We start from the raw sequence: 20815 nt of genomic DNA, 5'->3' as shown, positions 1-20815 counted from the left end.
GGAGATGTGACATGAATAAACAAGAGATCGGTACCTTTTTATTAAGAGTTATGTTGGGAATTTCATTTTTCTTGCATGGTTTGTCAAAATTCAAAGGTGGATTGGATAACACTGCAGGATGGTTTCAAAGTATAGGCATTCCGGGATTTATGGCCTATGTAGTAGGTATTATTGAATTGGTTGGAGGAATTGCCTTAATTATAGGTCTTGGAACAAGAATAATTTCTGCCCTCCTTGTTTTCATCATGGCTGGAGCAATTGTTTATGTGAAATTCCCAGCAGGTTTTATGGGGAATGGAGAAGGTACAGGGTACGAACTGGATCTCGTACTTATGATTATTGCACTTCACCTAGTATTGAATGGAAGCCGATTCCTATCTATAGACTCTAAGTTACCAAACCTTAAAAAAGGACAAGATTCAGAAATGATAGCAAGTTAATTAAAATAAACGATATCACAAAAAATTAAACACTTTTTAAACAGACTTGAGGCATGAAACCGGCAATCTACTGGGGTCATGCCTTTTTCATTTCACCTTGTTCTCGTTTGAAATGCTTCATGATTTGAAAAACCGATAATAAATCAATCAGATTTTGGTAATCAAAAGTAGTTTTCCATGACTGCATTAAAGGCCACCTTGGAATTTTCATTTCAATCGTTAACACAAAAAAATTGATAGTTTGCAGTAAATTTTAATTGACGAACACATGTTCCGTATTATAAAATACAATCATGGGTAATAATGGTATGGTGGTTATTGCCACTGACCAGTTCAAAAGGAAGCTTGGAAATTTCTCAAGCTTTGTAAAAAAATCAAAGCAAAAGGAGCTATTTAATTATGACAATGCGATTATCTCCATATTTAATGATGAACGGAAATGCAAAGGAAGCGATCCAATTTTACGAAAAAGCATTGGATGCAAAAGTCGTTTTTAATCAAACTTTTGGAGAAATGCCAGAAAACCCGGAATTTCCTCTGCCAGAAGAAGCAAAGGATCTTGTGGCGCACGCAATGTTAAAGGTTGGGGAAACGGACCTCATGTTTTCCGATACGTTTCCAGGTCAAACCAGTCAATCTGGAGATCAAGTCACGATCTGTATTTCAATTAATGATATTGAAAAATCAAAACGAATCTTTGAAACTTTGTCGCAAGGTGGAGAAGTGAAAATGCCGCTGCAGGAAGCATTTTTCAGCCCTGCTTATGGGATTGTATCAGATAAATTCGGCATAACCTTCCAAATTTATACAGAGGGTCAACAATAATTTTCTGTAGTTAAATAATATCAACATGGAAATAGCGGCTGTTTTAGTGTCTTTTAGTTGCAGCTTAAATCGTAATTGATGAATAAATAAATCCCAATTTCTCATTTATATCACTGAGAGATTGGGATTTTTAATATTGGAATTTCCTTAACGTTGTAAATCCACTTATTGCTTGCGGTACTCCTTATGGGATTATTGGTATGATTCTTATCTCTTTTCATATGCAGGCAAAAATCATCCCGCACGGTAGCATAGCATGTAAGATATGTATAATGTAGCGTTCATTCTCACTTTCCCATGATCCTGGATTCAATCTGAATGTATATATTGCTCATAATAACTGAACACCACCATTGATATCATGACTTTAGTAGTTACCGATAATTTATTTCTGGTTTCACACTTTTAATTTTGATACCTAATCGTTATCTCTCTGTGATATTCGTCATATATTCTTCATCTATTTGTTCTTTGTTTAGAAAATGGCTATGCTATTATTTAAAACATTGACATACAAATTAATCGCATTCGTTGAAAAATATATTCCTTTTAATAGGCTAATATCATTCGAGTAACATTACATTGCGTAATAAGGAGAAAGGGGGAACAATGTGAACACAGATCAAGCTTTCGACCTGTTAAAGGATGCAGGAGTAACAGAAAGTAGCAGTATACAAACTGTAAGACGCTGGCTTCGTGAAGGTAAGATTAAATATGAGGGAGGAAACAAGAATAGAAAAGCCGGATACATAATGGATGGCACAGATCAAGCATTTGAAATGTTGAAAGATGCAGGAGTAACAGAAAGTAATAGTGTACAAACTGTTAGTCGCTGGCTTCGCGAAGGTAAGATTAAATACTCTGGAAACGGAAAGAGGAACAATGGTTACATAAGCGATGGCTCAGCTTCAAAGCTGGCTATAAATGATATCATAGATCAAAATAAGGACGAAATCATACACCGATTAAAATTAAAAATACAAGCTCAAGATAAGCATATAGAAGGTATTGAAGAACTTCATGAGACTGCAAAAAGAATATTGATTCAGCAGAGGGATATGTTCAAAAAGGAAGTTACCATTCTAAAGAATGAGAAGAGTGAATTACAAAATGAAACAAAGGATTTATTAAAAGAAAATATTGAATTACGTAATGAATTGATAAAATTAAAAGAAAACATCAGAAACAATTACAATATTGACTCCACTATTCAATCAAATGATTATAGTGAAAAATTAGGGCTTTCTAAAACGGCGAGCAATAAAGAAGTATTAGCAGAATATAAAGGGTTATTAAAAATAACTCATCCAGACCATAATGGCAACGCGAAGGTATTTCATTACATTAAGACCGATTACGATAATTTTAGAAAAAGTACTAAGGGTAAATGAATAGTGTACTCAGAACTTTTGGAGTTCAAAGAGACCAACCAGTGTTAATTTAGACTATTGATCATTCTTTTTTTGATTTCATCGTTTGGCCATTTTAATAAACAGAATCCTAAATAGGTGCCTAATGAACAAAGGCACCTAAAATTAAAACTTTTAAAGTCAATCGTTTAAACATTATCCAGCTGCAGACTATTTTTGTCTCCTCATCCATTGTGTTGCAACCCATTTTTCACCAGTGATAACGGGTGCTCCAGCGTGTAGAGTTAGTTCGTTTAGATTTTTGTCGTTATAGAAGTATTCGAAATACACAGCCATTCCCTTTCGCGGGGACACTGAAAAATTCAGTTTAGGAAAAAAAGTTTCTCCCCCAAGCTCCACATCATTTAAGTACATGATGATTGTGCTAATTCTATTATTTTTTGCTGCTATACTTGAGGATGTAAAAAAATCAAAATGAGCTTTATATTCTTGCCCAGGAGTATATTTAAGAATTTGAATACCATCTCCATGTTCAATGGGTATATTCATGATTGTTGAAATCCTTTTTTCGATTTTGGTAATGATTTCATATTCATTTTCTTGAAAAAACATACTACTGCTCGTTCTTATCTCATTTACTTCGTGCTTAACTCCAATTTTGGAACGATTCATTCTGTCTTTTGACAATTCAATAAGTCCGTCACATTCTTCGTCACTCAAAACATTCCCTAATATTACAATTAGTGGTTCATCTAATCTAGCAATTACATTAATTTCTCGGTCTTCCGTTTTGATTTTATTTCCAATATGATTAAAAATAGTTTGTTCTTTACTTGTTTTATTTTCCACCGTCAACTTTCATCGACTCCTAATAGAATGAATTTTCCGAACAATTAGTTTAAATTGCCACTGTAAGCGTTTTACTATGTTAATTATACCATGAACCTTGTTTAATAACTGTTTCTTAGTTCTTGCTGACAGTGCTTCGATTATGAGGTGGACTAGTAAAAATTACTGACCTGGCGCTTGATTATGGCAAACTCTAATCATTTACATAAAATATAGAAAGCTCACAATATGCCCAAGTCACTTTGTAAAGATATTCATGTGTGTATTTTCACCAAAATTCATACGTGAATTTATGTCCTTCTTCATCAATTATAGAAGGACTTTTCAAAAAAGGAACATATTTCATTTTGTAAAAAGCCGTTCAAGAAACTTAGAGAAAAAGAGATAAAGAGAAAAAGAAATGTATGATAGGAAATGTGAAGGAAGTGAACGAAAGAGGAGGACTTTAAATCTTTCAGTGTTACTGAAGGGATTAAAAAGGTGATGTAATAAAAAATCCAACTTCATTTCTGCTGAATGGTAAGGGGTCGCAAGGGGCCGTTTTAAAAATCTCTTCAGACAAATGTGTGAAAATTTTTAAAAACCAGAATATGCCATTAAAGAGGGGGATGTATTGAAAATTGCACAAGAGTCTTCCACTATTCCACGGCTTTATGAGGTGGGGAAAAACTATATTATTATGGAATATCTTGAGGGGTCAACTTTATTCCAATATTTAGAATTTGGAGGGAGCCTATCCGGAAAATTGATGAGGCAAATTCTTTTTGCGCTTAAAGAAATGGAGCGTTTAAAGTTTACCAGAATGGATGCCTATTTGCGCCACATTATTGTAACTAAGGATGAGGAATTAAAAGTAATTGATCATTATAGCTCCTTTACGAGGAATCGAAACAGGCCAGAGTCGATATTCAAAGGTGTAAAAAAGTTGGGTCTATTACCATTGTTCTTGGAAGAGATAAAAGAAATGGATCCCGAGTCCTATATGGAATGGAAAGATTTACAGATAAAAAAAGTAACTCCTTTAAAGCTAATAAGGAGTTACTTTTTTCTGGGGAAAAACCAGCGTTATCTTGGATTGCTATGATGCTGGATGATACGATCAACGATATCTGGCAAGTTAATTTTCTGGTCTAAAAGAAACTTGTAGAGAGCATCTCTATCCTTCGTACTCACATTCCACTCTTTTGGGATTGATTCAATCACTTGAAAAATCGATTCGTTCGGCAAATTCACTATTTTTTCTATATACGATGTAAGCTCTGTGTGATCATCGAGAAGAGAGAAGGCCCATTTATAAAAAGGCCAATGGTAGTTATATACCGGTGTTTCTCTCAGCGTTTGAGCTGACCATTGGTAACGTCCCGGAAAAACTCTGCCATGATCAATCATATGGACATGATAGCCACCATCACTGAGATTTTCCAAAATGACATTCATCGTACCTCGATCAGAGTTATTTACCCATTGGTCGAATACCGTTATACCGGCTAGCATATCGCGGTTTTTAACATCCGTCTTAGTGGGAGGATTTAATCTAACATTTTCGAAAACTGTACTGTTTTTAATAAAAACACAGCCATATTGGTATCCAGAACTATAGTTGTGTTTAGTGGATTGTAATTCAGGAGTTTTCTTGATAAATTCTTCTGGTATATATACAAGATCAAATGGGATAACGGGAAGTGAAAGCAGCTCTGCCAATTTGCCGATCAGGTATTCATTGACCACTTCTTTTTCTCTATCTTTAATAATACCGAACCACTTCACGACATATTCTTTACCATCGCTGAAAAGAATGACATGAGCTGTTCCGCCCCTTAATGTTTGTACATATTGAACTGGATATTTTGTCATATCACTTTTCTCCTTTAAAAAGATTTGTCTAGCTCTAATTCTTTTTTACCTTATCTTTTTTATTAACCATATTGCTCTTGCATTGTTCAATGAAATTGGTTATAAGATTCGGTAAATGACTTTTTTGTTCTAAAAGAAATTTGTACAGCGCTTCACTTTACTCCTTCGGGGCCCCACCATCTACAGGAATGGTTTGGGTAACTTCATAGTTGATTCGTTTGGATGGGACAATTTTTTTAGCATAGAGGAGCCCCATCGGTTAGTTTCTTGGTAAGGGATATCGTATTTCAGATTCTGGGTAAGCATTTTTTCAGACCAATGATATCCACCCAAACATGTTCCATGATCAATCAAATGGACATAATTGCCGGCTTCCTGTACTTCAATGTAAATGATTATAGTCCAATCTCGCGTATTGTCATTCTGAACTGAATTTGTATTTTTTAGAATGTGATTTAGGAGTACTTTTATGAATTCATCTGGGATATATACTAGTCCGAGGGGAACAAAAGGAGTGAAGGAACATCGCTAATTTACTGAGCACATAATCATTTACTTTGACTATGTCAATTAACTTCGTTATTTTTTTCCATTAAGCTGTATAGCCTTTGTTGTTCGATGATTTGTTTTTTTAAATCAAAATTTTCATCAATAACCTGTCTTGCACTTCTGGTATATCTCTTCCATACTCTTGGATGGTTCAGGAAATATTTTATACCTTGAGCCAATTTTATATCATCTTTCTCAGGAACAAGGTATCCTGTTTTTTTATGCTCAATCAATTCCGGGATCCCTCCATGAAAGGTAGAGATGACTGGTAAACCGCTTGCCATGGCTTCTTTTAATGCATTTGGGATTCCTTCTACATCGCCATCTTCGCCCGTTTCACTGGCAAGGCAAAAGAGATGGGAATCTCTTAATTCCTTAGAAATTTGGTTAGAATCCATTGGCCCCCTAAGAAAAACGTGTTCGTTTAATTGGTTTTCATCAATGAAAACTCTTAGCTTCTCTTCATCTCCACCTGTCCCAATGATGTGCAGTGTCGTTCTTGGGTATTCCTGATGAATCCGTTGAAAAGCCTTCAAAAGCGTAATAAATCCTTTTTTCTCGACAAGCCTGGCTACAGACAAGATTCGGATTTCACCTTCCTTAGGTAGGGAACGTTGGACATATGGGTATAAATCTAAATCTAGACCGCCATATAATACATGTATCTTATCTTCATTAAATCCTAATTTTTTTAATTCATCTGCAAGAAAATGGCAAACAGCAAAACAACCAGCTCCATGTTCTACTAAATTTTGATATCGGAGTACATTTTTGCGAAATCTCTTATATGTTTGAGTGGATGAATCACGTCCCCGAAAATGTACAATCAAAGGAATATCATACTCTAAAGCTATTGGTAAAATATCGGTGGAATGTTTCCCTTGATGAGCGTGAATCGCGACGACATTTTGCTCCTTAAAGAAGGCTCCAAGGTCTTGAATTTCGTTCAAATTATAATAATGTTCAAACTGAAATTGAACATTGTCACAATTTGGATAAGGTCCTATTACGATAGGCCGATATTGATCCAACATGGTTTGATTGTACATAAATCCTTGATTTATTTTAATAGGCTCTCTAATGTAAAAAGCGATTGACTTCACTATTTCAATCCCTTCCTTCCCTCTAAATCAAATATTCGATAAAACTTTGAAATATTTGTCGATCTCGTTCAGTTAAATCTTTCGGAAAAGCGGACCATTTAAAAAATTGTACCTTTTGTATTTCTAAATCATCAGGTTTTAAATCTCCGCTGAGTATTTCTTCGGTCACGTAATCAATATTGACAGGAAAGTATTCATCACCATTAGGAAGCTTTGTAAAATAGTCCTTCCCTGAAAAAACGCCAATTTATTGAAGGTTGCCAATGTTAATCCCTGTTTCCTCCAAAATTTCACGTCTGCATGCCTCTTCCGCAGATTCTCCTAATTCAATAAAGCCGCTGGAAATTTCCACATTTTATCAGATTGTACCATCAGAAAACGGCTGTTCTGATCGATAACCAAAACGGTGACCCCCCGTAAGCATCAAAGCTCTAGTCCAACGAGAGCACGTAAATCTTCAATGTATCCCTTCACAAGTCTCCTTTCTGATCATTTCCTTTTTGGTTTTACTCTTTTATAGTAAATGCAAAATAGAAAAGATTTGAAACGGACAAGTACATATATTTGTATGTTTTTTGTAAATTTCTTAATTGTATGTGTATGAGCATAAGACACTGAAGAAATGCTGGGAAAAGATTTCCTTAAGAGAATTATGCACCAATTGCTAATAGGTCCTTCTCGTCCTTAAGAACCCAGTAAAAGAGGATATGACTTAATTTTGTGAAAAAGTGTTATTTACCTAAAGCAACTAATCGATGATTTCATATTATAGGTTATGGTTATTAAAAAGAAGAAAAGAGGTGCAAGATTAGATGGATGATTTTAAATTAATAAAGGTTGAAAGAATAGAAAAGAACGGTAAAAAAGAACTTATTATTAATAATCCGACCACGTTAAAACTAATTGGGGAAGGAAGTCAAGGTGCAGTTTTTCAGCTTGATGAAGATCTTTGCGTAAAAATTTATGTCAATCCAAATGCAGCAACTAAAGAGGGGAAAGCACTTGAAGCAGCGAAAGAAACTCAAATTGTTCCGAGGTTATATGAAGTCGGACCAAACTATGTAATCATGGAATATTTAAAAGGTCCCAATTTAAGAGATTATTTGAAAAAAACGAAAGATATTCCTGAATCGTTTACAGAACAAATCATAATGATTCGAAAGGAACTAAAGAGAGTTGGATTTATTAGGATCAAGACCTCAATCGGACATTTTGTTGTAACAGAGGGGAATGTGCTGAAAGCAATCGATCATTCAGATGGTCTCACAATGAATGATCCATATAATCCGAAGATGTTTCGTGATCTAAAGAAATTGGGGTTATTGGATACATTCCTGGAACAAGCAAAGAAAATCGATCCTGAATCATATGAAGATTGGCAGAAAAATATCGATTTCAATGCGATATAGGAAACCTACACGTTAGGATGACAATATGGGCAGATAGCTTCAGCAAAGGCTCTAACCGGTTCAAGTATGGCATACGTCAAAAAAATTTATGATGAATTCCTCACAAAACCAATTATGTTGTACAAGCAGGAAAATCTAAAAAAGTCGATTCCTTAACGTTGAACTGCACCCCAATTGTTAGACACAACTTACAATTGGAGGTGCAGTTTTTTTATGGCGAGATTTTCTTCAGAGAAAAAATACAGGCAGTAAGACAATATATAGATGGTAATGAGGGAGGAAAAACAATTGCTAAATCTATTTGTGTTCATCCGAGTTTACTCCATCAGTGGATTAAACAATTTGAACTTTTTGGTTTAGATGCTTTTGAAAAACGCTATACACCCTACCCCGCAAAGTTTAAACTAGATGTACTCAATTATATGAACGAACACGGGGCGTCCAGCCATGAAAAAATAAGACATCAAGTACTCAAGTACCGGATGAAGGATCAATAGAGGCTTTACAGGCGGAGAATGAACGTTTACGTATGGAGAATGCCTATAGTACAAAACAAGGAAGAATCACCAACAAGACAAAGCACAAGTAGTCTATGAATTAAGGAATGCATTACCGGTGAAAGCACTTATACAGCTGGCAAACATTTCTCGTAGCACGTATTACTATTGGGTAAAAAACTTCGGTCGTCCTGATCCAGATGCAGAACTGAAAGTATTGATTATCTGTTTTCGATGAACATGAGGGTCGGTTTGGTTACCGGTGTATTCGTGATGAATTTAAAAATCGCGGACACAAAGTAAACCACAAAAGGTACAGCGTATCATGAAAGAACTAGTGCTAAAATGTCTTGTCCGTATGAAAAAATACCGCTCTTACAAATGGACTGTGGACAAGATTACACGAAATATTTTAGATCGCAATTTCAAAGCTGAAAAACCAAATGAGAAATGGGTTACGGATATTACAGAGTTTAAATTATTTGGAGAAAAGCTATATTTATCGCCGATATTGGACTTATTTAATGGAGAAATCATTACGTATACAATCGGTTTATGACCAACACCTAGTCACTCATATCAAAGATGTTAGATCAAGCATTTGAACGGTTAACAGACGACGATACTCTCCTTATTCATTCAGATCAAGGCTGGCATTATCAAATGAAACAATACTGTAATGCCCTTAGGGAGCGTGGCATTACGCAAAGTATGTCTCGCAAAGGGGATTGTTACGATAAAATCTGTTATGGAAAATTTCTTTGGTATCATGAAATCGGAACTTCTTTATCTAAAAGAATTTTAAAGTGTGGAACACTTTAAACAAGAACTAGCAAAATATATAGAATACTATAATCACAATCGAATCAAGGCAAAATTAATAGGCATGAGCCCGGTATACAATACCGAGCTCTTGTCTAACAAGTTGCCTAACGAGATAACCTGTCTAACTTTATGGGGTCAGTTCACGTAAAGGAGTTCGACTTTTTAGGTTGGAATTCTCTTAGACAATAAATTTTCGAAATTTACTCCCGTTCATAAAAGTACATGTTCGCGAACGGTGGCGTTTTTTCCTGAGACAGCCATTTTTAACGTTCGTAAAACTACGAACTAGTTTCAAGAACTTACATTGTACGAACGTTTTGAATGCGTCATTTTTATTTTTAAATAATGAAAACGCTAAATGTTTTTAGTACATTGTTTCTTCTTCGGTAATACCCATGTAGCGTAGGGTGACAGAAGGATAGGAATGATGCAGGATCTGTTGCAGCATGGTAATATCCTTCGTGGCTTTGTAAAACCAATAGCCAAATGTCTTTCATAAGGTATGGTTTCTGACATACTCCACGCCAGCAAACTCTGCAGCCTAATTTAACTGCCTGTAGGCCTGAGTTAGGCCTCCCTTTCTGGACGGGAATAAATAGTAGGGACTCTGGAGGTTTTGGCATAGCAGCAGACCTCCTGAAAGCAATTCGCGATTTACATATCGCGGATTTTTTCTGTTTTGCTTTCCTTGACCCGGAGATCTTGTTTTGTTTGCCTTTGAGTTCCAGGATCTGTTGCGTGCTTAGTCGGAGCAAGGTCCCCGACACGGAGGCCGGTTTCACAGTATTGCCCAATCCTGTTCGACAAATGTACATTCAGTGGTTTATCTAAACCGTTTATCGACCATTACACGAAAACCATGGTAACTCTATTGCATAAAAAGTGTAATGAAGTTTTTAATTTGGCACGTAACCGATAGGTCGCGAGGCTCGGCCATAGCCAGATTGGGATTCTTACATGTATAGCCTACTAGTCCCTGTTAAATAAAAAAAGGACTAATTGGGCTTCTAACTAGACCGAAAGTTGTCCTATTGCATATAAAGGATTAATGAATGACAAAAGGGAGGCAGCTTATGAAAATCCGAAAGGCTATTATTCCGGCCGCAGGCCTCGGAACCCGATTTTTGCCTGCAACAAAAGCTCAGGCTAAGGAAATGCTGCCGATTGTTGATAAACCAACGATTCAATATATTGTTGAAGAAGCAGTAGCTTCAGGTATAGAGGAAATTATTATCATAATCGGTAGAGGAAAAAGATCAATAGAGGATCATTTTGATAAATCCTATGAGTTGGAAGATGCACTTTTAAGAAAAAATCAGCTCGATATTTTAGAGGAAGTTCAGAAAATATCTAGTTTGGCAAATATCTATTATGTCCGCCAAAAGGAACCGATGGGGCTAGGACATGCAATTCTCTGTGCTAAAAGCTTCATTGGAAATGAACCTTTTGCTGTTTTGTTAGGGGATGACATCGTTATGTCTGAAACACCCTGTCTGAAACAAATCATCAGTGTTTTTGAGTATTGCAACAGTTCCGTCGTAGCTGTTCAGAATGTACCGGAAAAGGATGTCAGTAAATATGGAATTATTAAGCCAAAAGGGACAATGGTTGAGCCTAACCTTTTTCATATTGATTCTTTGGTGGAAAAACCGAAAAGGGAAGAGGCTCCTTCCAGATATGCGATAATGGGGCGTTATGTTTTTAGACCTGAGATTTTTGAAACAATGTCAATGCTTCCGGTTGGACATGGTAATGAATTACAACTTACTGATGCCATAAATGAGCTAAATAAGCAGCAGGCAGTATTAGCATATAATTTTGAGGGAAACCGATATGATATTGGTGATAAAGTTGGATTTATTAAGGCAACAATAGACTTTGCTTTGCGCAGGGATGATATAAGAGACGAGGTACTTTCCTATTTAAGGGATGTAAATGAGAAAGAAAACCTTCAGATTATAAAGAGAGAGCTTGAATAATATGAAAATTGCTGTTTTGGGTACAGGTTACGTCGGGCTTTCCACTGGTGTTTGTTTGTCAGAAATAGGGCATAGTGTCATTTGTATCGATACAGATGAAAAGAAAATTAAAAGTCTACGTCAAGGGATTTCTCCAATATATGAACCGGGTCTGGAGAATTTACTTGCTCAAAATGCTGCAGCGGGTAGACTGCTATTTACAACATCTCATCGAGAAGCGCTAAATGGTGCCGAGATTATCATCATTGCCGTAGGAACACCGCAAATGGAGGATGGGGGAGCAGATTTATCGTATATTGTGCAAGCCGCGAAGGATATTGCTGCGAACCTAGTACAGAGTTCAGTAGTCGTTATAAAGAGTACTGTGCCAGTTGGTACGAATGATTTTATTAAAAAAATTATGGAAGAACTTTGTAACAAAAGGATCACCTTCAATATGGTTTCAAATCCTGAATTTTTAAGACAAGGGTCAGCTGTTATGGATACGATGCAAGCAGATCGAATCATCATCGGTTCTGAAAATGACGAGGCGGCTAAGAAAGTACAAGAAATGTATCGTCCGTTAAATGTACCATTTATATTAACAAGTATTAGAAGTGCGGAAATGATTAAGTATGCTTCTAATGCCTTTTTGGCGACTAAGATTAGCTTTATCAATGAAGTTGCCAATTTATGCGGAGTAGTAGGTGCAGATGTTAAAGATGTAGCAAAGGGAATGGGAAAAGATAAAAGGATTGGAGAAGCTTTTTTACAGCCCGGTATTGGTTATGGAGGATCTTGTTTTCCAAAGGATGTTAAAGCGTTGCTTCATACTGCCAAGTTAAATGGAGTACATTTTTCCTTGTTAAAAGAAACAGTAGCGATTAATGATTATCAGCAGGAACTCCTTGTAACGAAAGCGATAAATCGCTTGGGGGATTTAAAAGGGAAAAAGGTTGCAATGCTTGGTCTTGCTTTCAAGCCAGAGACAGACGATATGAGGGAAGCACCATCAATAAAAATTGCGCGTTCATTAACCAATCTTGGAGCAGAAGTGGTAGCTTATGATCCGGTTGCAATAGATAATGCGAAGAACATATTAGGGGATACAATTAGATTTGCCAGCTCAGTTCGCGAAGCGACAGTGGATGCGGATGCTGTATTTATTGTTACCGAATGGAATGAGTTTAGACATTTAGATCTGGAGACATTGATGAACACAATGAAACAACCGATTGTTTTTGATGGTAGAAATTGTCTTGAAGAAAATCGAATCAGAGCTTGCAAGAAAATTGAATATTATCCAATAGGAAGGCCAGCAATTTTTATTGGTATGACATAAAACGAAACTTTTTCTAACACTTTATTAACGAGAACATGGTTTTTTAAAGCCATATATTAGGTTAACTTAACCATTCAAAGAGGGAGTTGTTATTCTATAGGCGGGCAAACTGGCAATGCAGCACCTTTGATATTGTTCTTAGGTGCTTTTTTTTATTTCTTTAAATAAAAGAAAAATCTTCATCGACCATTAGAACCATAGAAAAACGTCAATTATTAGTATCATTGTTTGCAAATACTCTTGTGTCATAGCACTTACTTAACTCACCGTTACATTAAGTAAACGCATACTCACTGCCATTTAGCTTTACTGTATGTTATTAGTCCATGCGTACTTATAGAGTCCTGCATAATATACTTGAAAAGGTCCAGGAAATTTGCTTACTATGCTAGAAAGGAGAACATTAATTTGCACACAGTTATGCATTTGAATTTAAGAGTTGATCCGACCCAATATATCCCACAGATTCGAGAAGTTCCTGATTATGATTATATTCATATGGTACGACAACCTAAATATATGATAGATCTTTCCCTTTTGAATGAGAAAGTTCATTATCTCAATGAAATTTTCTCACCAAAAGAATATGTGGAAAGAAATGATATCTCCCTCTTACATGCTCACCATGGTCAATTAGGGATGTTATTACTTCCTTTTAAAGAAGGAACAAACCTTCCGTTGGTAACAAGTATTCGAGGCAGGGATGCAACCCTAGCTAATCAGCCCATTGGCTATCTAGATAACATGAAAATGCTATTTGATCGAGGTGAGCGTTTTTTTCCAGTTTGTCAGTATTTAGCAGATAGGTTAATTGCTTGGGGTTGTCCATCAGAAAAAATTAGAGTGTTATATGGTGGCGTTGACCTTAACGAATTCAAATACCGGACTCCACATAAAGGGGGCTCTCAAAACATTTTATCCATCGGTAGGTTGGTGGAAAAAAAAGGACATCACATCTTAATGCAAGCTTTTCAAAAAATCAAAGATAAATTTCCAAATGCAACCTTGACGATCATCGGAAGAGGGGAGCTTGAAGAATATCTCATTTCTTTGGCAAATCAACTTAATTTAGGAGACTCTTTTCATTTATTAAATCATCTACCTAAAGATCAAGTACGAGAACAATTGACCAATGCAGATTTATTTTGCGCCGCGAGCCTAGAAGCCGCCGATGGAGATGTAGAAGGTATACCTAATACATTAAAAGAAGCTATGGCGATTGGGGTACCAGTGATTTCGACCAATCATGCCGGCATCCCTGAATTAATAACAAATAACAAAGAGGGTGTTTTAGTACAAGAAAATAATGCAGATGAACTGGCAGATGCTCTTGAATTTATGCTAACTAACAGAGAATTATGGGAAACATATACAGTAGTGGCTCGTCAAAAAATCGAACAAAACTTTAACCTCGTCCATCAGCTTCAACAACAAGCTGAATTTTATGATGAACTTTTAGCCCCTTATAAAGTAAGTAAACAAAATTCAGTAACACCTCGCCAAATAGATAAAAATACCCTTAAGGAGACTACAAAGCCTCAACAGCAAGATAAGTATGATGGCGAAACAATAGCGCCTAGAAAAAAAGCCGGTTTAGCCAGAAAAGCCCTTATTTATATGCAACAGCATCAACAGCATCAAGAGCATCAAGAGCATCAAGAGCATCAAAAGCATCAAGGGCTTCAACAGCTTCAACAGCTTCCACAGCTTCAACAGCTTCCACGGCTTCAACAGCTTCAGCAGCTTCAACAGCTTCAACAGCTTCCAAAGCTTCAGCAGCTTAAGCAGCAGACTAAAGATAAAGTCAAAGATAAACATGTAGCATCTAATAAAAAAGACAAAAAAGCAAAGATTCAACAAAAGACTAAAGGTAATGAGGAAACAATAGCATCTCGTAAAAATAAAAATAAGGCTCAAAAATCCGAAAAAGTTAAAAAAGCCCTTAATAAAATTCAACAGTTTCAACAGAAGTCGATGGATGAGCAGTTAGGAGGAGATCATGGAGAATTTTAAAACCATTACTGTAACCAAAGGTGAAAAATCTTTGGAAATTCATAATCCCACAACCTATTCGCTGATTGGAATGGGTGCTCAAGGTGCAGTATTTAAACTTTCAGAAGATAAATGTGTAAAAATCTATTCAGACCCGGTACAAGCGGAAATGGAGGATGAAGCTCTTAATGCTGGAAAAAATCTACCCTTTATGCCTTTGGTATATGATACAGGACCAAACTATATAGTCATGGAATATTTTAATGCTCCAACCTTAAAAGAATACCTGAGAAATTGTACGTATATCCCTGATTCTATAGTAAAGAAACTCCTCTATATATTAAGGGAATTAAAACAAGCAAAATTCACCATGATAGATGCTCCCCTACGCCATATTTTTGTCGTTGGTAATGAGGAACTTAAGGTGATTGACCATGTAAATTCCTTTAAAAGAATGCATCCTGTACCATTAAAATTATTAAGAGATTTAAAAATAATCCTTTTAAAGGATTCGTTCTTAGCCCAAGTGAAAAAGCTCGAACCGGACACCTTCAATGAGTGGGAGGATTATTTCAATCAAAATAGTTTGGACTTTAGAAACATTCCCGTCCTCTCAGGAGGGTCAGGGAATGGAGTAAAAGTGGATAGCGCTATAACACAAACACTCATTGGAAAAGGGCATCAAGGTGCTGTTTATCGAGTGTCTGAAGACTCATGCGTAAAACTTTACGGAAAAACTGAACATGCAAATCAGGAAAAAATGGTTCTTTTATCAAGTCAAGACTTGCCTTTTATCCCGAAAGTCTTTGAAACAGGACCAAATTATATTTTAATGGAATATCTATTAGGACCAGATTTAAATACGTTTCTTAAAAAACAATCTGTACTTTCTGAGGACATAACAAAACGTTTACTCTATATATTAAAAACAATGGAAAAATCAGGTTTTAAGCAAATTGATGCCCCATTACGGCATATTATTATAACCAGGAATGGTTTTAAATTAGTCGACCATGTGTACTCGTTTTCACGTGAACAAAATAGACCTCTCGAGTTATTTAAAGACCTGCGAGAAAGAAATTTTTTAGATTCTTTTCTAAAACAAGTGAAGGCGATAGACCCTGGTACGTATGCTGAATGGACAAAAACACCAATCCCATTAGATGAAAATGAAAATACGCTATATGTAACTGAATCAACTGAATCCTAACGAAAAAATTAAAAAGGTATTACTCCTAATTGTTGAAGTTTTAGTTATCACAAAAATGAGCATATCAAAACCTATGGTGATTTTGCATTCAACGGTTTCCGAGATCGTTTTAGCTTAAACTTCATTCGTAGGTGCTAGTTCACAGCGGGTATAAGAGTGGAAAACTCATAAGGCTTAAAGCGAAAAAGGATATCATGTCATTGGTGGATTACGAATAAAACGTAAGTCTCTCCCCCATGAAGATTTTGAGTTTGCTTCCTCTTTATATCCGTCATAATGAACACTGTTCTGTTATTGTAAAGGATCGAAAGTATCAATATATATAAATACGGATGCTTACTCAGTGTTCCAGAAAGGTGTCAAAATCCTATTGTATAGAAAGGATTGAAATCAATACTATGAACATTATTGTAACAGGGGCTGCAGGTTTCATTGGTTTCCATTTAACAAAACGTTTGTTAGCCCAAGATATCAATGTTATAGGAGTAGACAATATTAATGATTATTATGATGTTTCTTTAAAGAACAATCGACTCAAGATATTAGAAGAAAACCCCGATTTCGAATTCCATAAAATGGATTTGTTGAATAAAGAAAAATTAAATCAATTATTTAAAGACAGAACCATTGATATAGTCATCAACTTAGCAGCTCAGGCTGGAGTGCGTTATAGCATAGACAACCCGGATTCTTATGTTAATTCCAACCTAGTTGGGTTTGTAAATATCTTAGAGGTCTGTCGACAAAATAATGTAAAGCACTTAATTTATGCATCCTCAAGTTCTGTATATGGAGCAAATATTAATATCCCCTTCTCAACCAAAGACCCAGTGGATCATCCAGTAAGTTTATATGCTGCCACTAAAAAGTCTAATGAATTAATGGCTCATACTTATAGTCATTTATATAATATTCCAACTACTGGACTCCGTTTCTTTACGGTGTATGGTCCATGGGGGAGACCTGATATGGCTTATTACTCTTTTACTAAAAATATTATTGAAGAGAATACAATAAAAGTTTTTAATAATGGGGATATGAGAAGAGACTTTACTTATATTGATGATATTGTTGAAGGAATAATCCGATTACTTGATAAACCACCGGTTTGTAATATTGGATGGGATAGAGCTAATCCTGATTCAAGTTCAAGTTATGCCCCATACAAAATTTATAATATCGGTAACAATAAGCCCATAAAATTAATGGATTTCATTAACACATTAGAGAAACTAATTGGCAAAAAGGCAAAAATAGAATTCTTACCAATGCAACAGGGAGATGTTAAGGAGACATATGCAGATATTGCCGATTTGCATGCTGATGTGGGGTTCTATCCTTCAACAACAATAGAAGAAGGTTTAACTCATTTTGTAAATTGGTACAATAAGTACAATAAATAAGGAAAAAAGAAGTAGTGAATTTTACTAAGTGGGATATTAGTGGATAAAAAATAATGATGGAATCTCTGCTTCAGTCAGTAAGATTAAAAAATATCAATCACGTCAACTTTGTTAATGATAACAAAAGAGGAGGTAATGAATCTAGTTTCCAATGACCAAATATTTCAAGTGTTTTTACTTCCTTTGGGCATTTTTAGATGGAGGTGCCAACATTAAAACTGCCCGGGTCTCTCTTGGATTTTGGCGCGATATCATTAATGACTCAGTATGGTAATAACTTCCCGTGATAAAGCCAGTAATAATTTGTTTAAAAAGATAATTACTCTGTTAGGAAATTGAATTAGTTCAGGTTACCGTGTATGATCCTACTTTGGAATCTGTTTGGCTAAGTCTAAAGAATACTTTCCAAAGGGTTTTCAAGTTTTACGGCGCTCAGCATACTGCTCTTGAGCTTCCTAGCTGTTATATTATATATAGAGCTTATATTTATGGATACTCACGCTCAAAACAGGAATGATGACGATTAAGAACAGCACTAATTTCCTCTTGTAGAATGCCCTAGTGTATGGAGCACTTCTAGTTGTCCACGCTCAAATGTGGTAAGTTCATACTCGTCCTCCATGTAAAAAGTTGTGTGGTAACTTCTATTTTACAAGAGGCAAGTAGGGCTTTTTTTCTAGGTGTCGCATTTAAGTCTGCAATTCATATACTCTAAAAAAAGCAAGCCACAGTAAAAACCAGTTATGTTAGCTTGCTTAAACACGATGATTAAAGTAGCTTTTTATGATTTTATGCGTGTTAACGGCAGTTCTCTTATAATTTCTCCTAAAGCATTTTTCCCGGTCACAGATGCGAGGACATCGTCTTTGCGTAGCTCTATTTGAATTTCAAAACGGTTTAATTCAGATACGTCTAATTCAGAAGTGTAACCATATTGTTCCTCTACTTCACCCTTATACCGTCCTACTCTGGTTTTTAGACCATCTACATCGTAGACTTCTATTATTATTCCGGTACTCTTTCTTTCATTATTATTTAGAATGTTTACTACGAGAGTATAAAAAAGCTTGTCCAACGTAAATGATGGGTCTAAGGAACCGTCACCATTCATGTTTTCAACAGGACCTGTTGAGTATAGTACTGACATATCTTAATCCCCTTTTTTTAGCAAAAATTTGACTTTCATCCATTAGTTATATGAAATAATTGGAATGATTGTTATGGATAAATAGTGGAATTTGAGAAAAATGGTTAATATTTATATAGATTAAGGTAAGCAAGATTAAATCTATATGGTTTTCTTACACTGTTTGTCCTCTAAAAGTTTTATTACTTGAGCTGGAACACCATAAGCCAAGCTGAAGTCTGGTATGTTTTTTACTACCACAGAACCTATCCCGATTATACAGCCTTTTCCTATTTTTACATGTGGTGCCACAGAAACCCCAGTTCCTATTTCAGTTTTTGTTCCAACTGAAACATGACCTGCTAAACGGGAACCTGGTCCAATATTTACAAAATCACCTATCATACAATCGTGATCAATGCTTGCAGAGGTATTGATAATACAGCCTCTACCAATTCTTGTAGACGCATTAACTACTGCACCTGCATTTACAAAGGTACCTTCATCTATAGTTGCAGAAGGGCTAACAATAGAGTTCTTGTGAATAATAGAAGAAATGATTAGTTTATTTTGTTCTAACTGTTCTAGCTTTTTTTCCCTGATGGAAATATCTCCAATCGCTACATGCCAACTATCAATAGTATTTTCATGCAAATGAATCATTTTTTCTTCATCTAATACGATCGGATATGGAAGGAAAAAGGGATGATTAGGAAGTGCTTTTGAAAAACAAGTAACCTGAACATAATGACCGAAGGATTTAATGGCTTCAAGAACTACTTTACTGTGACCTCCTGTCCCGATTATTCCCCACTTCATGTTCGGTCAAGATCCTTGAGTATTTGGAGAACTTCCTTCTGAGTAATTAGATTAACTTTATCTGATCGATAATCAGATAAGTATAATTTTTTGAATAGGGTTGTATCGGGGGAGTTAGGCGAAATTACATACATCTCTTCGTTTTCATACAAATTTTCAAGTTCCGATTCCAGTACCAATTCTTCGTATAATTTTTCTCCTTGTCTTATTCCAATAATTTGCACTTCAGGTTCTTTTACCTGTTTTTGTTTTGAATACTCTTTTAAACCAACTACTAGATCTGAAAGCATTAAAGCTTTCATTTTAAGAATGTATATTTCTTCGCCCTCAGCATAAGCGCCTGCCTTAATAGTAAGTAGAACTGCTTCTTTGATAGACATAAAAAAACGTGTCATTCCAAGGTCGGTAATGGTCAAGGGCTCTTGATTCATAAGCTGTTCAAATAGGAGAGGAAAGACAGAACCGCGTGAGCCGAGAACATTCCCAAAACGAACAGAAGAGAACTTTGTATGGTGATTATTTAATTTTAAATTAGCCTGCTTAAATAATTTTTCTGCTAAAAGTTTTGTTACCCCCATGGTGTTTGTCGGGTTGACTGCCTTATCAGTACTAATATTTATAACTTTCTTTACTCCATTATTTATGGCAGCTTCAATAATATTTAGACTCCCTAAAAGGTTTGTTTTTATGGCCTCATCTGGATTTTCTTCGCATATAGGTACCTGTTTCAATGCAGCAGTATGAAAAATATAATCTACCCCACGTGATACATATTCCACTCTCTGGAAATCGCGAATATCCCCTAGTATATAATAAATGTTATTAAATTCTTTCATTCTTTTTTTCATTAAATATTGTTTGCTATCGTCTTTACTATAAATAATGATTTTTTTAGGAGAATATTTGACTAGTTCCATTACAATTTGACTGCCAATTGAACCAGTGCCGCCAGTAATGAGAATGACTTTATCTTGATAATGATCATATAGATCAGGATTAATATTTAAAGAAGAACCCTGCAAAATATAAAACCTCCTAATTAATAAGAATTGGTAAAAATTATCATTAATCATATTATGTAGATCTATAACAAAAGGCGTTAGTGAATTCAAACATTTTACAAGTAAAACTAGAAAAGATTTGGAAAGCTCCTTTTAATTGAAGAATAATGTTGGAATGATAATATTTTCCTTGGGTAAAGTATTTTATGAGAAATATCGAATGGAGGCAAAACATGGGGATGC

Annotated in this window: 17 protein-coding genes and 1 pseudogene; 11 read left to right on the top strand and 7 right to left on the bottom strand. The window is 35.5% G+C overall.

Going from position 1 to position 20815, the window contains the following annotated elements:
• Positions 1-11: 11 nt before the first annotated feature.
• The 3 genes from MKY17_RS14760 (at position 12) to MKY17_RS14750 (ending at position 2656) form a co-directional block, all read left to right on the top strand.
• Positions 12-440: a DoxX family protein gene (locus tag MKY17_RS14760; protein WP_141994409.1), complete on the top strand. Its 429-nt coding sequence runs from the start codon at positions 12-14 to the stop codon at positions 438-440.
• A 399-nt stretch (positions 441-839) separates the two neighbouring features.
• Positions 840-1265 carry a VOC family protein gene (locus MKY17_RS14755; protein WP_339200135.1) on the top strand — a complete coding sequence of 142 codons (426 nt, stop codon included), beginning with the start codon at positions 840-842 and terminating at the stop codon, positions 1263-1265.
• A 611-nt stretch (positions 1266-1876) separates the two neighbouring features.
• Complete coding sequence (locus MKY17_RS14750; protein WP_098369571.1) at positions 1877-2656, top strand: hypothetical protein; 780 nt, start codon at positions 1877-1879, stop codon at positions 2654-2656.
• Between the two features lie 189 nt (positions 2657-2845).
• Here MKY17_RS14750 and MKY17_RS14745 read toward each other — a convergent pair whose 3' ends face one another.
• The gene (locus MKY17_RS14745; RefSeq protein ID WP_098369572.1) at positions 2846-3490 is read right to left on the bottom strand and encodes a 2OG-Fe(II) oxygenase; all 645 of its coding nucleotides are present in this window, start codon (positions 3488-3490) and stop codon (positions 2846-2848) included.
• Positions 3491-4097: 607 nt separating this feature from the next.
• Here MKY17_RS14745 and MKY17_RS14740 point away from each other — a divergent pair.
• On the top strand, positions 4098-4568 hold the full coding sequence (locus MKY17_RS14740) for a kinase (protein ID WP_098369573.1): 471 nt from the start codon (positions 4098-4100) through the stop codon (positions 4566-4568).
• Here the strand turns inward: MKY17_RS14740 and MKY17_RS14735 are convergent.
• The 3 genes from MKY17_RS14735 to MKY17_RS14725 all read right to left on the bottom strand — a co-directional run bounded on the left by MKY17_RS14735 (position 4550) and on the right by MKY17_RS14725 (position 7342).
• Positions 4550-5338 carry a HipA family kinase gene (locus MKY17_RS14735; RefSeq protein ID WP_098369574.1) on the bottom strand — a complete coding sequence of 263 codons (789 nt, stop codon included), beginning with the start codon at positions 5336-5338 and terminating at the stop codon, positions 4550-4552. The two genes, MKY17_RS14740 and MKY17_RS14735, sit on opposite strands and share 19 nt — an antisense overlap.
• A 566-nt stretch (positions 5339-5904) precedes the next feature.
• A complete protein-coding gene (locus MKY17_RS14730; protein ID WP_286176865.1) occupies positions 5905-6990 on the bottom strand; it encodes a glycosyltransferase in 1086 nt (361 codons plus the stop codon).
• Positions 6991-7237: 247 nt separating this feature from the next.
• Positions 7238-7342: an NUDIX domain-containing protein gene (locus MKY17_RS14725; protein WP_339200134.1), complete on the bottom strand. Its 105-nt coding sequence runs from the start codon at positions 7340-7342 to the stop codon at positions 7238-7240.
• Positions 7343-7802: 460 nt separating this feature from the next.
• Between MKY17_RS14725 and MKY17_RS14720 the strand changes: the two genes are divergently transcribed.
• The 7 genes and pseudogenes from MKY17_RS14720 (at position 7803) to MKY17_RS14690 (ending at position 17626) form a co-directional block, all read left to right on the top strand.
• Complete coding sequence (locus MKY17_RS14720) at positions 7803-8399, top strand: serine/threonine protein kinase (protein WP_098369576.1); 597 nt, start codon at positions 7803-7805, stop codon at positions 8397-8399.
• Positions 8400-8620: 221 nt separating this feature from the next.
• A pseudogene (locus tag MKY17_RS14715) lies at positions 8621-9869 on the top strand (IS3 family transposase).
• A 925-nt stretch (positions 9870-10794) separates the two neighbouring features.
• Positions 10795-11700 carry a UTP--glucose-1-phosphate uridylyltransferase GalU gene (galU, locus tag MKY17_RS14710; RefSeq protein WP_098369577.1) on the top strand — a complete coding sequence of 302 codons (906 nt, stop codon included), beginning with the start codon at positions 10795-10797 and terminating at the stop codon, positions 11698-11700.
• Between the two features lies 1 nt (position 11701).
• Positions 11702-13021 carry a UDP-glucose/GDP-mannose dehydrogenase family protein gene (locus MKY17_RS14705; protein ID WP_098369647.1) on the top strand — a complete coding sequence of 440 codons (1320 nt, stop codon included), beginning with the start codon at positions 11702-11704 and terminating at the stop codon, positions 13019-13021.
• Between the two features lie 408 nt (positions 13022-13429).
• Positions 13430-15034, top strand: a complete 1605-nt coding sequence (locus tag MKY17_RS14700; protein WP_339200133.1) for a glycosyltransferase — start codon at positions 13430-13432, stop codon at positions 15032-15034.
• Complete coding sequence (locus MKY17_RS14695; RefSeq protein ID WP_339200132.1) at positions 15021-16223, top strand: hypothetical protein; 1203 nt, start codon at positions 15021-15023, stop codon at positions 16221-16223. The genes MKY17_RS14700 and MKY17_RS14695 overlap by 14 nt, the downstream gene beginning before the upstream one ends.
• Positions 16224-16621: 398 nt before the next feature.
• Complete coding sequence (locus tag MKY17_RS14690) at positions 16622-17626, top strand: NAD-dependent epimerase (protein WP_098369579.1); 1005 nt, start codon at positions 16622-16624, stop codon at positions 17624-17626.
• A 781-nt stretch (positions 17627-18407) separates the two neighbouring features.
• Here MKY17_RS14690 and MKY17_RS14685 read toward each other — a convergent pair.
• The 3 genes from MKY17_RS14685 to MKY17_RS14675 all read right to left on the bottom strand — a co-directional run bounded on the left by MKY17_RS14685 (position 18408) and on the right by MKY17_RS14675 (position 20593).
• On the bottom strand, positions 18408-18773 hold the full coding sequence (locus MKY17_RS14685; protein WP_098369580.1) for a hypothetical protein: 366 nt from the start codon (positions 18771-18773) through the stop codon (positions 18408-18410).
• A gap of 141 nt (positions 18774-18914) precedes the next feature.
• On the bottom strand, positions 18915-19571 hold the full coding sequence (locus MKY17_RS14680; RefSeq protein WP_098369581.1) for an acetyltransferase: 657 nt from the start codon (positions 19569-19571) through the stop codon (positions 18915-18917).
• Complete coding sequence (locus MKY17_RS14675; RefSeq protein ID WP_260398212.1) at positions 19568-20593, bottom strand: SDR family NAD(P)-dependent oxidoreductase; 1026 nt, start codon at positions 20591-20593, stop codon at positions 19568-19570. The genes MKY17_RS14680 and MKY17_RS14675 overlap by 4 nt, the downstream gene beginning before the upstream one ends.
• Positions 20594-20815: the final 222 nt, after the last annotated feature.

The sequence above is a fragment of the Peribacillus sp. FSL P2-0133 genome, assembly GCF_037975445.1.
GTDB classification, from domain to species: domain Bacteria; phylum Bacillota; class Bacilli; order Bacillales; family DSM-1321; genus Peribacillus; species Peribacillus simplex_E.
The sequence above is the reverse complement of the archived record's forward strand: the minus strand, read 5'-3'. Positions and strand labels throughout refer to the sequence as shown.

What these genes read in the sequence shown, in the direction of transcription:
- MKY17_RS14755 (WP_339200135.1), top strand. Translation starts at nt 840, where the DNA reads ATGACAATGCGATTATCTCCATATTTAATGATGAACGGAAATGCAAAG.
- MKY17_RS14685 (WP_098369580.1), bottom strand. Translation starts at nt 18,773, where the DNA reads ATGTCAGTACTATACTCAACAGGTCCTGTTGAAAACATGAATGGTGAC.
- MKY17_RS14695 (WP_339200132.1), top strand. Translation starts at nt 15,021, where the DNA reads ATGGAGAATTTTAAAACCATTACTGTAACCAAAGGTGAAAAATCTTTG.
- MKY17_RS14760 (WP_141994409.1), top strand. Translation starts at nt 12, where the DNA reads ATGAATAAACAAGAGATCGGTACCTTTTTATTAAGAGTTATGTTGGGA.
- MKY17_RS14720 (WP_098369576.1), top strand. Translation starts at nt 7,803, where the DNA reads ATGGATGATTTTAAATTAATAAAGGTTGAAAGAATAGAAAAGAACGGT.
- MKY17_RS14705 (WP_098369647.1), top strand. Translation starts at nt 11,702, where the DNA reads ATGAAAATTGCTGTTTTGGGTACAGGTTACGTCGGGCTTTCCACTGGT.
- galU (WP_098369577.1), top strand. Translation starts at nt 10,795, where the DNA reads ATGAAAATCCGAAAGGCTATTATTCCGGCCGCAGGCCTCGGAACCCGA.
- MKY17_RS14680 (WP_098369581.1), bottom strand. Translation starts at nt 19,571, where the DNA reads ATGAAGTGGGGAATAATCGGGACAGGAGGTCACAGTAAAGTAGTTCTT.
- MKY17_RS14735 (WP_098369574.1), bottom strand. Translation starts at nt 5,338, where the DNA reads ATGACAAAATATCCAGTTCAATATGTACAAACATTAAGGGGCGGAACA.
- MKY17_RS14690 (WP_098369579.1), top strand. Translation starts at nt 16,622, where the DNA reads ATGAACATTATTGTAACAGGGGCTGCAGGTTTCATTGGTTTCCATTTA.